This is a genomic window from Sphingobium sp. C100 (genome assembly GCF_000508185.1).
GTDB lineage: Bacteria > Pseudomonadota > Alphaproteobacteria > Sphingomonadales > Sphingomonadaceae > Sphingobium.
In genome coordinates this window covers 1-535 of the sequence record NZ_AYOY01000130.1, presented here as the reverse complement: position 1 = coordinate 535, position 535 = coordinate 1, and the positions used below count along the sequence as shown (strand labels likewise).

At 64.1% G+C, this 535-nt stretch carries 1 pseudogene; it reads left to right on the top strand.

The window, feature by feature from the left end:
- A pseudogene (locus C100_RS0124485) lies at positions 1-535 on the top strand (Tn3 family transposase); the annotation flags it as partial.

The following is a 535-nucleotide window of genomic DNA, read 5'->3' as shown; positions in this document are numbered from 1 at the left end:
CCCTCCTGAAGGCGAGGCCAGAAGTGGCGACAATCGCGGAAACCGCCAACCTTGATCCGCTGACGGTGGCGGCCGACCGCTATGCGACGTTGCGCAAGTTCGCCCCCGACCTGCTTGAGGCGCTCCAGTTCAGGGCCGGAAAGGGCAGTGCAAAAACGATCGCCGCCATCGAGATGCTGCGCGACCTCAACAGGTCGGGCAAACGCGATCTGCCTGCCGACGCTCCGATGCCCTTCCGCAAGGAATGGCGGAAAATCGTCGTGGGCGATGACGGCAAGATCAACCGGCGTCTCTGGGAAATCGCGACGATCGCGCATCTGCGCAACAAGCTGCGTTCCGGGGATGTCTGGGTGGAGCGATCGGCAGGATACCGCCGGTTCGACAGCTACCTGCTCAGCGAACCCCAGGCGAAGCCGATCGTGTCGGCTCTCGGTCTGCCACCCACAGCCGGCGAATGGCTCGAACAGCGGGGCCGCGAACTTGACTGGCGGCTTAAGAAATTTGCCCAGCGCCTGAAGCGCGACGCTCTGGAGGG